Raw genomic sequence first — 13,821 nt, 5'->3', positions numbered from 1 at the left:
CCTTTCGCTGCCCAGGGCACTCAACGAAGGATTTTTGTTGAACATTCCCGAATACTCGAGACCGCCTCTCCCGAAACGGACTGCAAAGGTAAGGAAATAATTTAAAAATACGATACCCCAGTCTGGAGTAAAGCATTAAGTGGCATAGTGTTAGAAATTGCTATTACAGCTCTTGCAGGCAAGAGCGGAAGATAAAAGCGAAAAGGACTGCCAAAAGACTATGCAACAGCAAGATTATCAAAAGTTTATCTTTCGAAAATGAACTTATTTGAAACAGATAAAATTGAGTTTTATACATTAGTTTGAACAGGTTTTTGGCACCACGTTCAGTTTAAGAACAAACACCCGACTCTCTATGGAAATAAGAAGAATAAACCCGAAAGATGCAGAAGCATTGATTGCTGAACTTGACGAGTACCAAAGCCGGCTCTACCCTTCTGGCAGCTGCCATCTGGACAGTATTGAAACTTTGCAACAAGAGAATGTCTATTTCTATGGGGCCATAGAGCATGAACGAATTGTGGCCATAGGATCCGTCAAAGTCTTTGCCGATTATGGCGAGTTAAAGCGAATTTATGTTCCCCCTTCGCAAAGAAGAAGAGGTCTTGCTCAAAAGATTATCCATCAACTGGAAACTCTACTCATTGAAAAGAATATTCATACGGTACGTCTTGAAACAGGCCCTTTCTCTAAAGATGCAATTGCCTTATATGAAAAATTAGGCTATTCCATTCGAGGTAAGTTTGGCGACTACGAAGACGACCCTCTGAGTACTTTTATGGAGAAGCAACTCCATGCAGAAAGCAGGGAAGCCTTATAATGTGTTAAACTTGCACCAAATCTTCTTTGATAGCCTTTACGATTAATCCGGCTGTATTCTTTACCCCAAGCTTATCGATTAGATTCTTGCGATGCCCCTCTACCGTACGGTGACTAATGAATAGTTTTTCGGCTATTTCTTTGGCTGTATACTCCTGGCAAATTAATTCCAGCACCTCTATTTCTCTGGAAGTAAGGCTCTCCCTGTAGCCCAAACTTGGTTTCTTTTTCACCTGTCCCTTCAAACCTCCCAACATGGCCTGGGAAACCATTTTATTGAAATAGAATCCTTCCTCAACCACACTGGTTATGGCTTTTTGAAATTCCTCCGGGCTGGTATCTTTTAATAAGTAGCTGTTGGCCCCAAGCTCCATTAGATAGGCCACCATTTTGGCATCGCTGTGCATGGTGAGTATAATTATACCCAAATCAGGCTGAATGGGTCTTAGCTGCTTTAAAGCCTCCAATCCATCTACTTCTGGCATATCCAGATCCAATAAGAGCACATCGGTTTGGTGCTCTGCAATAGTTTCTAGCAACTCTCGACCATTAGACGCTTCAAAGACCACCTCCAGGTTATCCATTTGATCCATCAAAAAGCGCAGACCTTCTCTAAAAAGCTTATGATCATCGGCAATAGCTACTCTTATCATTGGTTTAAGGTTTTAATTTTGACTTGAGAACAACCTGAAAACCAGGCTCACTTTCTTTCATTTCCAGTTCTCCTTGCATAAGACTCAACCGGCTTCTCATATTCTGAATACCCAATCCGTTGGCCGTGTCGCTTTCCGCTCCCAGCCCTTTACCATCATCGCTGTAGTTCAAAATCAACTGATCCTTTTCCGTTACCAACTCTATCCGAATATTAGAAGCCTCGGCATGTTTTAGGGTGTTGTTTATCAGCTCCTGAACAATTCGATACCAATTGAGTGCATACTCATCGTCTATACTGGCCGATACGGCATGGTGAAAGCTTACATAAACCTGATCGCTTTCGTTTATTTTATCCACCACATTGGCAATGGCTTCGATCAATCCGAGACGCTCCAGAACCACCGGTCTAAGGTCATGTGAAACCCTTCTTACGGTGCTCATGCTCTCTTCCAACAGACTGAAGGCCTTATTCTTTACTTCATTGAAGCGCTCGGGCGGATTAGCCTGATCAAGGTGTTGAAAATAGAGTTTAGTAGTTGTGAGCAGTGCTCCAACCTCATCGTGCAAGTCTTTGCCAATGCGGTTCCTTTCTTTCTCCTGACTCTGAAAGTTGGCCCTGAGCAGTTGCTGTTGATAGTCGGCCTCCTTTCTTTGATGCAATTGTTGCTGCCTGAGTAATCTTCTCTGGTATACCACAAAGAAAATGACAATACTCAAAGACAATAAGAACATGCCGAGCATTGAACCAATGAGAAGTTGCTCAGCACTTATTGAGGAGGTCTCACCCATAATGATATCAAGTAGGCCGTTACCAAAACGAGGTTAAAAAGAGCATTCATAATGGAAGCTATAAAATTTGCTTCAGTATTCGCCTTCAAAATATTGAAAACAAGAAGAAAGAGCAGTATTGTACTGGAGTAATACAATAACACTCCGGTATTGAACCAAAAAAGAGGCTCCCTTTCCAGCGACCTGTATTGAGTTTGTTTAAGCAAAGAGTAATAGTACGACACACACCATATAATAAAGACCATACACATGGAGAAAATAGCGTATGTGGGCAGTTGTTCAAGCGGCTGCCAGAACACAGTATTAACCACAAAAAAGCCTATGGCAATGACTAAAATCACTCTGAAAAAAGTGACAGAAAATAAGCTTTTGAGCTCTTGCGAGTAAATTTTCCAGGTGAAATAGAACAGCAGTGGCACATAGAGATGGTACACCCACAAATTGTTCTTGAACATCTTGGCAATAAAGTAGCCAAGCCAATAGTTTAGTGCGCTGAGAATAGCAACATAGAAAATAATTTTCTGAGTTCTGTTGAGCCTATTTCTATAGACCAAACCCAGTATTACCGGTGCAAATAAATACCATGCGTAAGCTCTTACAATTACATCAAGGGTAGACTCATTAAAAATCTCACTCATTTCCTATGTTGCAATAAAGACTTAGAAAATTAATCCGGACAATTAGGAGGACAAGGCCCTACAAAATCCAAGTATGTGGCTTCGGGGTCATCTTGCAGGAACCCATTCTTATTAGGTGTATAAATTTGAACGAGAGGCACAAAAGGAATCATTTGCCTGGCCGCGTCACCGTAATTCACACCATAGTGAACCAGAAGACTCTTACCAGCCGTACAAACCTCACGCATCACCAGAATATCGTCTACGGGAATCACAAACTTCAGAACCCTTCTTGGTCTGCCAAGAAACAGATCGCTTCTCTTGTCCTTGTCTTGTAGATTAACGAAGAAGATAGCATTCATTTCGAAGTAAGGAATGTGTGCCCAGTTGGCGCAAACCTCATTTTTATAATTAACCGACTCTCCCAGGCGAGGAATAGTAGGTGTAGTATTGGGAGTAATGTAGGTCAGAAAATGATCTCCATCTCCCTGATAGTATGTCTTTTCGCCATTGATCCTCATTTCCCAAATCACCTGAACTTTATCATCTTCCACCCCCAGGCAAAGACAAAGACCATCTGAAGAGCTTTCCAAATCGAGGCTCATCAATTGATCTAAAAACTCCTTAGAAATTTGACCAAAGTCTCGGGCGGTAATGCGATTAAACTCTCCATCGTCTTCGGAAAACACCTCAAAAGAGGAGATAATAGACTCCTGTCGTAACTGCTGCCAACCCACTTGTAACCTTTGGGCGGCTTCTTTAGATATTCTTTTCATGATCTGATAGTTTAAGTGTCATTTAAAAAACTGAGTGAGTCTACTGTACATTAACCGCCTAAATATATTGCCTTCTTTATTGAAACCTACATCATTTCTATGGTAAAGCCCTGCTCTTTAGAAGCAGGGCTTTTATTTCTCTCAACAGTGTCGGCTAGTCTAAGAGAATAACCTAAGCGTGCGTGTTTAATGGCATGTGTTTATAATTGAAGAGAGAAATCTCCATAGTCACCAAAGAAGACTAATAATTGACTGTTGATACAAATTTGAGGGAAGTAGGCAGGGATCAAAAGCGATGAAATACCCGAAAGATTAAACACGTATTTTTACGTATCTTCTCTCCTTTTAAAAAAAGACAGGGGCCACCTTCAAAGTCCGGTCCTTGTCTGAGGCATTGCATACCTCAAAACAATTATGAAACTCTGGCGATAACCCCTGCTGGCTGGTCATTGCAAAAAATAGTGGCAATGATTGAGTCTGATTCAGAAAAATTCACCTAAACATCTAATCACACCCACACCGTTTTTAAAAGCCCCTGCTAACTCGTATTGCAGGAATTTGGCTTCTGCTGACATATGTTGATTGCCAGACAAAACTCTGCCTTTGGTGAGTGAAAAAACAGGTAGAGAATACCCCAAAAGAAGAACAGGTATTTTCACCCGTCACCCATTAATGGCGTACAAGTATTTTTAAACACCTTTCTATGCAAAACCAAAGGTTGACCACCGGTTTTATAGTTCTTAAACCCAAATCTTTTTCTAATTTTGCGCGGGTAATTCGTACCCAAACGCAATCGATCTAATGATTCAGTTTTTTGATGCCGGACAAGGCAAAATCTATGCTGTAGGCCTTTCTGAAACACTCTCACCACAAGACCTTCCTAAACTCCTCTGGCTTTTTGGCAATGCCAAAACAATAGAAGCCACCGAATTAAAAGGATACTACGTGGGGCCACGCAAGGAAATGATTACCCCGTGGAGCACCAATGCGGTAGAAATTACCCAAAACATGGGTATTTCAGGAGTTTCCCGTATCGAAGAATTCGAGCAGGTAGAGTCGGCCAACGTAGCCTTCGACCCCATGTTGCAGGTACTATACACCTCGCTGGATCAGTCGCTTTTTACCATAGACATTGAACCCGAACCGGTACGTTATATCGATGACATTGCTACCTACAATCAAAAAGAGGGTTTGGCGCTCAGCGATGAGGAAATTGACTACCTAAACGATGTGAGCCGGCAGTTGGGTCGCAAACTAACCGATGGCGAAGTGTTTGGCTTCTCTCAGGTAAACTCCGAACACTGCCGACACAAAATATTCAATGGAGTCTTTATAATCGATGGGCAGGAAATGCCTACCTCGCTCTTTAAACTCATCAAGAAAACATCTGAGCAAAACCCCAACAAGCTAGTCTCGGCCTACAAAGACAACGTGGCCTTTATAGAAGGCCCTGTGGTAGAGCAGTTTGCTCAAAAAACACAAGACAAGGCCGACTGGTTTGAAACCAAAGACTTTAACTCGGTAATTTCGCTAAAGGCCGAAACGCATAACTTCCCAACAACTGTTGAACCTTTTAATGGTGCAGCTACAGGCTCTGGCGGAGAAATAAGAGACCGCATGGCCGGAGGCAAAGGCTCCATGCCACTGGCTGGAACAGCCGTGTATATGACTTCTTACTCCCGACTGGAGGAAGGACGAGCCTGGGAAGCCAACATGCCGGAGCGAAAGTGGCTCTATCAGACTCCAATGGATATCCTCATCAAGGCCTCTAACGGTGCTTCCGATTTCGGCAACAAGTTTGGTCAGCCTCTAATAGCCGGATCGGTACTCACCTTTGAGCATCAGGAAAACGGCAAAAAACATGGCTTTGATAAGGTCATTATGTTGGCCGGAGGTATTGGCTATGGAAAGAAAGAAGACGCTCTGAAAGATACCCCTGAGGTAGGTGATAAAATTGTGGTGATGGGTGGCGACAACTACCGCATTGGAATGGGAGGTGGAGCCGTTTCTTCTGTCGATACCGGAGAGTTTGCCTCAGGCATAGAACTAAACGCCATTCAGCGTTCTAATCCGGAAATGCAAAAGAGGGTTTACAATGCCGTTAGAGCCATGGCCGAAATGGATAAGAACCCAATCGTTTCCATTCACGATCATGGTGCCGGTGGCCACCTCAACTGCCTTTCCGAACTGGTAGAAGAAACCGGAGGAGTAATTGACGTAAAGAAATTACCTGTGGGAGACCCTACCCTATCTGACAAGGAGATCATTGGCAATGAATCTCAGGAAAGAATGGGGCTGGTAATGAAGCAACAAGACATTGACTACCTCAAAAAAGTAGCCGAAAGAGAAAGAGCCCCTATTTATGTGGTAGGAGACATTACAGGAGATCATAAATTCAAGTTCGAAAACAAAGAAACCAATGAGCACCCCATCAACTGGGACCTGGCCCACATGTTCGGCTCCTCTCCAAAGACCATTCTGGAAGACAAGTCGGTTCCGGCCAACTTTGCTGAGGTTACTTATGATATAAAGAAGCTTCAAGACTACCTCAATGCGGTATTGCAATTGGAAGCCGTGGCCTGTAAAGACTGGCTCACCAACAAAGTAGACCGTTGTGTTACAGGGCGCGTAGCCAAACAACAAACGGCAGGCCCCATTCAATTGCCACTCAACAATGTGGGAGTTATGGCCATGGACTACAGAGGAGAAAAAGGTATAGCCACCTCCATTGGTCATGCGCCCGTTTCTGCTCTCATCGATCCGGTGGCGGGTTCTCAACTCTCGGTAGCCGAGGCGCTTACCAATATTATTTTCGCACCTATTTCAGAAGGCATCAAAGGCATTTCCCTTTCCGCTAACTGGATGTGGCCGGCAAAAAATGAAGGAGAAAACGCACGCCTGTATGCCGGGGTAAAAGGTCTTTCCGATTTTGTTTGCGAGCTGGGCATTAACGTGCCTACCGGAAAAGACTCCATGTCCATGACCCAAAAATATAAAGACGATGTAGTCTATGCTCCCGGAACAGTCATTGTATCGGCTGTTGGTGAGGTAAGCGATCTCAAGCAAGTAGTAGAGCCAGTACTTCAGCCCAATTTTGAATCTACATTGCTTTATGTAGATATGTCGGGCGATGGCTTTAAACTTGGTGGCTCCTCTTTTGCCCAGGTAGTTGGAAAAATAGGAACTGCAGCACCAACCATTAAGAGTGCTTCCAACTTTGCGGCAACATTCAACTATGTGCAGCAGCTCATCAAAGAAGGAAAAGTACTGGCCGGACACGATGTGTCTGCCGGAGGTCTGATTACCGCCCTATTAGAAATGACTTTCTCTCAGGTAGACCTTGGTATTTCTGCCAACTTGAAGGCCTTCTCCGGAGCAGACGATATTTCCATCTTCTTCTCCGAAAAACCTGCCTTGGTACTTCAAATAGCCAATGAACACTTGGGTGAGGTTGTAGGAAACCTTACTGCACTTGGAACTATGAACTATGAGTTGGGGGCACCAATTGGGGAACCAATTCTGTCTATCCAAAGCAATACTCAAAGCTATTTGTTCGATATTGAATCGCTGAGAGACACCTGGTACAAAACCTCTTACCTTCTAGACCAGAAACAATCGGGTAAGGAGTTGGCCAAAGCCCGATTTGAAAACTATAAAAAACAGCCTCTTCAGTTCAAGTTCCCTGAGGGCTTTAGCGGGCAATATGAAGCTTTGGGGCTAGACCCCAACCGAAAGCAGTCTACGGGAATCAAAGCGGCCATCATTCGGGAAAAAGGAGTTAATGGCGATAGAGAAATGGCCTATGCCATGCACCTGGCCGGCTTCGATGTAAAGGATGTGCACATGACCGATCTTATAGCCGGTAGAGAAGACCTGACGGATGTCAATTTCATTGCCTTTGTGGGTGGCTTCTCCAACTCAGACGTGTTAGGTTCAGCCAAAGGGTGGGCCGGGGCCTTCCTCTATAACGAAAAGGCCAAAGCTGCTCTCGATAACTTCTATGCCAGAGAAGACACTATCTCACTCGGCATCTGCAATGGTTGCCAGTTGATGGGTGAACTTGGACTGCTTTATCCTGAGCACAAAATTCATCCGAAATTGGACCATAACATAGCCCACAAATTCGAATCGGGCTTTGTAAACGTAACCATTCCGGAAAACAACTCCGTGATGTTAGGCTCATTGGCCGGAACAAGGCTGGGCATTTGGGTAGCACATGGTGAAGGTCGTTTCAAACTACCTGAAGCAGAAAATGAATACCACGTCATTGCTAAATACAGCTACGAGGCCTACCCGGCTTCACCCAATGGCTCCGATTACCATGTGGCTGGTTTGGCCAGCAAAGACGGCAGGCACTTAGCCATTATGCCTCACTTTGAACGCTCCATCTTCCCCTGGAACTGGGCAAACTATCCGGCAGAGCAAAAAGCAGATGTGCTAAGCCCATGGATTCAGGCATTTATCAATGCTAAGCATTGGGTAGCCGAGAGAGTTTAGATTTTAGACAATAAATCAAAAAAATATAAAGAAGAGGCTGTCTCAAAAGCTAACTGTCATTCCCGACAGCGATCGGGAATCTCCCCAAACTAACTCTGTAGGCCGAAAGAGATTCCCAGTCAAGCTGGGAATGACGAAAATAGTAGCTTTTGAGACAGCTTTTTTTTTATGAAGGCTTCTCCAAGCGCTACTCCCAGGAGAAACAAATCGATAATTCCTAAACTATGGTTTAGGATTGCTTACCCCTGTCATATAAGAGCAAATATTCCGTTTTCTCCACAAGCTGTGTCTTCAACAACCCTTTATAAGAGCCATTTGTGAAGACACAAATGCTAGCAAGGCATAGAAATCTACACTTGGCGACTTAAGCGAAAAGTCACCTTATCAAGGTGTCTGGCCCTGCGGTTTTAGTAAAGAATGACAGAATCTATGATCTCTGACACCTTCTCTTTCTTTTAAATTCCAGTAGCCAGAAATTGAACATGTATAATCAGAAATACTCAAATTAAAGAGCAAACGAAAGTGCCTTAATTCATTCTGGGGTCAGAAAAAAAGGTTACGCTACACTCCTTAAGACATAGCTTTGCCACTCACCTTATGGATAGAGGTACTAATTTAACCTGAGTTCGATGTAAGTAGTAAAATATCCCCTCTTAGGACGTCATTGCGGAATTTTCCTCTCAAAACTTCACATACGCAAAGGAAAATATCCGCAATCTCATTTAGGCTCCGTTGAGATACCGGACAAAACAGCCCTTTTTGAGAGTTTAAGGCCTGTTTTTCCGGCATGACATTCCTTCGTACATCGAACTCAGGTTAATTTACGATATATACAAGAGCTCCTGCGACACAGCCCTAGCCTGACGACAGAAACGTATACACACATTTTAAATAGTGGAATAGATCAAGTGATATCACCTCTCGATACATTAAACCTAAAAGATGATGTTAGTGACTTATAGCAGTTGTATTTAATGGCTATAAGTCATAAATCTTACATTATAGAAAAATAAAAGTCATATTTATGACTGATATATAACGTTGTAGGGCATTACTAGAACGCATATGATTGACATTGAACGAAGGAAGAAACTCGCATATCACCTGAGACAACTGTCGAACGGTCAAATAAGCAACGATGACTTTGAGGAGTCGGTCATGAACGATGTGACATTTGGTTGGCTACCCGAACAATATTATAGGTCTGAGCAGTCAACTAACGATGACCTTGTTATCCGGCCAATACTAGAAATGGCGTGGGGACTTTATGATGACACAAGAAATCATAAACTTAATGGGCGAGATTCTCTAACAGAATATGCAATTAAGGAAATTTCCAGATACATTATGTTCCTTCAATCTGATCAAGAATACGATTGGGATTATGTCGATTTAACTCACCCGCTTATTAGATTTTCCTTTAAAGACATTCTTAAAAGCATTTTAACTCTTGGTGAACATTATCGAGAATTGAAACTTACGAGAGAACAGGAGTACGAACGAATGAAGAAATCTGGTGACTTTGAATATTGGCCATTTAAAACGAAGGCAGCCTTTGAAGAGCAACTGAACAAACAACCATTCCTGACCGGAGAGAATTAATACGCCCTACAACAAGCGCTAGCACGAATGCGCCAACTGCTATTTTACTATCTTCAGTGCTACATCACCATGAATCAGCCGCTGGGAAAGTGTAATACTTTCTACTAGGTGCATCTCGCAGGAGTTTTCATCTTTCTAGACGCAGTGCCATTCTAATACTTTAAAAGCACCGGCAGATTCATTAGTTTTATCGGAACTTGCCAAGCTCGGAGCGCACTCCTGCTAGCTAGGCGTTGGCGTGCACTAAAAAAATGAAAGAAATATCAATTTTCATCTTCACTCTACTAATGACTTTGAAAATTCAGGGACAAGGACTGATTGATAAGTATCCAGAGATTAAAACCGCAAAAGTGAAAATTGACCAAAATGACTCTCTGAAAATTATCAAGTTGGAAAACGAAGAGTTTTTGGAAAATATGACCGATGGCGGAGGCGAATTAAAAGGTTTCTATGATTTCACTGGTACTGTTCGGAAAATTGAAGTGACCATATTTATCTCACACGGAGTACAGGAATATGTCTTTTACTTGAGAGAGGAAACACCATTCTTTATAGATGATAAATTCAAACAATTCGCATGGAATGAGGAAACAAGCACCCTTGATTATGATCGATTTGACGGTGGATTCCATGGAACTTACATCTTCCGAGAAGGATACTTAATCGACCAAATTAGTCTTGGTCATAATCGGTTTGAGGACGACCAAGTCTCTATTGAAGAGACTTTTAAGTCTGAGTGTGAAAACTATTTAGAAAAAATAAAAAAACGACTCGCCAACAAAGGCTAACAAAATATGCCCTACGGGACACGTTTGTTAGCCAAACCGTTGGGCTTAATTCAAAAAGATTAATCGGTGTCAATCTAACAGTATACACGCCAAACTATTTTCTTAATTTTATGAAATTCGTTCAAATAAGAAGTTTTACTTCTTCTTATTTTTATCGTACTTGTTCGATTAAGTGAAATATGCATAATGCGAAACCTTATTCCAACAGAAATTAAATATAACCGCCATCACAGTGGCGCATAGCTAACGTTGTGGAGCATAGAGTTGCGAACTTAATCTATGGAATTAGGAATAACAGATAAAAAGCTAAGTCATGAGAATCTAGTAAACTCATTGATCAAAAATTTAAAGAGTAAGGAAGCTCTTTACAATCTTAACTATGCATCACTTTTTAATGAATTCCCGATTTACAAAGATCTTGATGAAGAGATTGTAATCGCTCAGATACTGATAGTTTCAAAAAGCCATGGAGTAATTCTGATACACGTTGATGACTCTACCAGTCGAGATGATTTTAATGAAAAAGAGTCATCAATTGAAGAAGAACTTGACAACCTCTTTTCAATACTGTTTACGCGAACGTTAAGAAATAAGAAACTAAGAAAATCAAAACGAGATCTCAACTTTCCAATTAATTCCATTGTATACGCACCGCTAATTGAAAATTACCAGAATTCAGATTCGGAGTTTTCAATTTGCACTAGCGAACAAGATTTACAGAATTTCTTCACTAGTCACACTACCGATCAAATAGATGAAGAACTATATTCTGAAATTAAGTCAACAATCGAGGGCTCAAAAGCTATCTCAAAAACCAAAAATCGAGGTGAAGTTGTAGAAAACTCGAAGGGGGATGCCGCTAATCAGCTAGAAAAAGAAATTTCTAGTTTTGACCAATATCAAAGAAGTGCCTATACAAGTCCAATAACCGGAGTAAGTAGAGTTAGAGGATTGGCTGGCTCTGGAAAAACCGTTGTATTAGCGATCAAAGCAGCCCTAACACACTTGAAGCATCCGAATGCTAAGCTTGTCTATACTTTTCATACCAAAAGCCTCCATCAACATATAAAAAGGTTGATAACGCGATTTTATCGACAGTTTGAAGATAATGATCCCAATTGGGACAATTTAGATATTATCCACGCGTGGGGTAGTTCATACAATCCAGGGGTTTACTACAATGCTTGTCGTGCTAACGAAATTCCGACAATGTCTTTTTCGATTGCATCAGGAAAGTCCTCTAATGCATTTGACTATGTCTGTAAGAGCTTTCTTGAAAGTCGAGAATCTTTTGAAAAAGTTTATGATTACGTATTCATTGATGAAGGACAAGATTTCCCTCCTTCATTCTTAAAACTCTGCCTGGCAATTTGTGAAGGGAGCAAAATCATTTGGGCTTATGACGAACTACAAACCATATTTCTACCGAATAGTCCTTCAGCACGTGACATATTTGGAGAAAATGAAAAAGGTGAGCCTAAAATCGATTTTGATGAAGATATAATTCTTTACAAATGCTACAGAAATCCAAGAGAAATATTAGTCATTGCTCATGCACTAGGATTTGGCATATATGGGGAAAGAATTGTTCAGATGATCGAAAGCGAGGAATACTGGAATGACATTGGTTACGATATTAAGAAAGGTAGCTTAAAAGAAGGATCAGAATTAGAGATTGAAAGAGCTAGTGAAAACTCTCTTGAATCGGTTTCCAAAAGATATTCAATCGATGAACTTATAAGAGTCAATAAATACAAAGATTATTCTAAGGAGTTGTACAGTGTTGCCAGTATGATTGATGCTGACATAAAAGAAGGTCTTCTTCCAGAGGATATTTTAGTAATTACTGTGGATGATAGAAATGCATCTAAGTACCTCCGAGATATTCAGGAAATTCTTGGCACTAAGTACAAAATAGGATCCAATAACATCCACGCAGATAAGTATGCTGTTAAGGATTTTCAGATGGATGGGAAAGTCACACTTAGTACTGTGCACAAGGCTAAAGGAAATGAAGCATATTCCGTTTACATAGTGGGTTCAGAAGCTCTCTTCTCAACAGATCCAACAATAAAAGAAAGGAACATACTTTTCACAGCAGTAACACGATCGAAAGCATGGGTTGCTATAACTGGTATTGGCGACAACATGGATTTTATCATAAATGAAGTAAAAGATGCTAAGAATAATTTCCCTTATCTAAAATTCAAATACCCGAGTTCGAAAGACTTGAAGGTTATGAAAAGAGATATAAAGGATCAAGCAATTCGAAAAAGTAAATCAAAAAAAATGATTGAAAATGCCTTGTCTACGCTATCACCTGATGAAATAAAAAGATATGTTGATCAACTAAGTGAAGAAAAAAAGAAGAGTTGAAATCTAAAGCCAAGTATTTAACTCAAATCCATGATATGGCCAAGTTTTTAAAATCAATGGATTTACTCGAAGAGTTTAATCCCAATCCAGAAAAACTCGGCCTGAATCTAGCCGAGATTCGAAAGTTGAGTTTTGAAAAACTTTGGAAAACCCATTTTGCTGGGAATTGCTATCATTTTCATTTGTTAGATGGTGCTCTTATAAACTTTAATGTTGAAAGCCAGTCGTTTTCATACTTTGGAAATCCATTTGACTGCATGACTTTCACTGACTTTTTACACGAACATGGTTATATGGATGACAGTGATAAATATGTGCTCGGCCCAGACTATGAGCAGTATGTATCAGAATGTGCAATTAAGGAATTTCCTTTTGCAATTAGATACGATTATGACGAAACAAGTTATAACGAAGGCCTCCATCCAGTATCTCACTTACATTTAGGAATCAATAACTCGACAAGAATTGGAATTAAAAAACTTATTGATCCTGAAGCCTTCATTTATTTTATTGTACGTCAACTCTATCCAGAGTATTGGCAGAAAGTTCTTCAAGATTCAAAGCAGATTTCACGAATTGAGAAGGCAAAATCGGCAATGCCCGCGATTGAAAATAAATACTATAATAAGAAAGATCAAATTGAGCTATATCTTGAATAACGCTCCACAACAAATACTAAAATGAATATGCGAACAGAGCCCTTTGATACGACAATGCGAATAAGACATTTCAGAGCAACTAGCAGCGAGGGCGCATACTCATTTTAGTTGGACGCAAGCAAAGAATGGAAAAATAAGAAGTAAAAATTAAGCTCTACCCCCGGTGCTAGCTTGCCCCGAGTACTCCGGATTAATTACACACTACGAGCAGCCAGAACGTTATACCACATCAAAAAGAAGACGA

General features: G+C 41.1%; 10 protein-coding genes. 6 read left to right on the top strand and 4 right to left on the bottom strand.

Features of this window, described 5'->3' with window-relative positions; genetic code table 11:
* Positions 1 to 355: 355 nt before the first annotated feature.
* A complete protein-coding gene (locus IE164_RS12245; protein ID WP_189630520.1) occupies positions 356 to 820 on the top strand; it encodes a GNAT family N-acetyltransferase in 465 nt (154 codons plus the stop codon).
* Between the two features lie 4 nt (positions 821 to 824).
* Here IE164_RS12245 and IE164_RS12240 read toward each other — a convergent pair whose 3' ends face one another.
* The 4 genes from IE164_RS12240 to IE164_RS12225 are packed head-to-tail and all read right to left on the bottom strand — an operon-like array spanning position 825 to position 3,655.
* Entirely contained in the window at positions 825 to 1,472 is a 648-nt protein-coding gene (locus IE164_RS12240) for a response regulator transcription factor (protein ID WP_189630519.1), read from the bottom strand.
* A 4-nt stretch (positions 1,473 to 1,476) separates the two neighbouring features.
* Complete coding sequence (locus IE164_RS12235) at positions 1,477 to 2,262, bottom strand: sensor histidine kinase (protein WP_189630518.1); 786 nt, start codon at positions 2,260 to 2,262, stop codon at positions 1,477 to 1,479.
* On the bottom strand, positions 2,241 to 2,900 hold the full coding sequence (locus IE164_RS12230) for a hypothetical protein (RefSeq protein WP_189630517.1): 660 nt from the start codon (positions 2,898 to 2,900) through the stop codon (positions 2,241 to 2,243). The genes IE164_RS12235 and IE164_RS12230 overlap by 22 nt, the downstream gene beginning before the upstream one ends.
* Before the next feature lie 29 nt (positions 2,901 to 2,929).
* Positions 2,930 to 3,655, bottom strand: a complete 726-nt coding sequence (locus IE164_RS12225) for a hypothetical protein (protein ID WP_189630516.1) — start codon at positions 3,653 to 3,655, stop codon at positions 2,930 to 2,932.
* Positions 3,656 to 4,456: 801 nt separating this feature from the next.
* On the opposite strand from IE164_RS12225, the gene purL reads away from it, so the two are divergent.
* From purL to IE164_RS12200, 5 genes are all read left to right on the top strand, one after another.
* The gene (gene purL, locus IE164_RS12220; RefSeq protein ID WP_189630515.1) at positions 4,457 to 8,152 is read left to right on the top strand and encodes a phosphoribosylformylglycinamidine synthase; all 3,696 of its coding nucleotides are present in this window, start codon (positions 4,457 to 4,459) and stop codon (positions 8,150 to 8,152) included.
* 1,065 nt (positions 8,153 to 9,217) lie between these two features.
* Entirely contained in the window at positions 9,218 to 9,754 is a 537-nt protein-coding gene (locus IE164_RS12215) for a hypothetical protein (protein ID WP_189630514.1), read from the top strand.
* A gap of 251 nt (positions 9,755 to 10,005) precedes the next feature.
* Entirely contained in the window at positions 10,006 to 10,542 is a 537-nt protein-coding gene (locus tag IE164_RS12210; RefSeq protein WP_189630513.1) for a hypothetical protein, read from the top strand.
* Positions 10,543 to 10,821: 279 nt separating this feature from the next.
* Positions 10,822 to 12,918 (top strand): DEAD/DEAH box helicase, encoded by a 2,097-nt coding sequence (locus IE164_RS12205; protein WP_189630512.1) that lies wholly within the window; start codon positions 10,822 to 10,824, stop codon positions 12,916 to 12,918.
* A gap of 35 nt (positions 12,919 to 12,953) precedes the next feature.
* Positions 12,954 to 13,577, top strand: a complete 624-nt coding sequence (locus IE164_RS12200; protein WP_189630511.1) for a DUF2290 domain-containing protein — start codon at positions 12,954 to 12,956, stop codon at positions 13,575 to 13,577.
* The last annotated feature ends 244 nt before the right edge of the window (positions 13,578 to 13,821 follow it).

This window comes from Roseivirga thermotolerans, from assembly GCF_014653175.1.
Lineage (GTDB): Bacteria > Bacteroidota > Bacteroidia > Cytophagales > Cyclobacteriaceae > Roseivirga > Roseivirga thermotolerans.
The sequence above is the reverse complement of the archived record's forward strand: the minus strand, read 5'-3'. Positions and strand labels throughout refer to the sequence as shown.